The sequence below is a fragment of the Staphylococcus pasteuri genome (assembly GCF_030547725.1).
Classification (GTDB): Bacteria; Bacillota; Bacilli; order Staphylococcales; family Staphylococcaceae; genus Staphylococcus; species Staphylococcus pasteuri.
In genome coordinates, this window is the sequence record NZ_JAUOQO010000756.1 from 1 (window position 1) to 245 (window position 245).

The 245-nt window shown below is 51.8% G+C and carries 1 protein-coding gene; it reads left to right on the forward strand.

What is annotated here, in order from left to right:
- Positions 1–245, forward strand: a 245-nt coding sequence (locus tag Q4528_RS15385; protein WP_303522579.1) for a hypothetical protein, incomplete at both ends; no start/stop codon positions are given.

The following is a 245-nucleotide window of genomic DNA, read 5'->3' on the forward strand; positions in this document are numbered from 1 at the left end:
CCGGATTTTGTGATCGGAGATTTGATCACGGCGCTTAACGACCGCATCGCCCGCGATGATGTGCATCGACCATACTCTAAGAATTCGCGGCTCATGTGGTGCACTGACCTTGCGGAAGACGACCACTATTATCGCCTTATTTTGCAGGTCGGTGACAAGAATGTTTCGGGTGTTACGTTTCTACATTTCGAGACGTTAGAGACACGCGACATCGAGAAGGACGAAGACGAGGGCGGGCATTACGC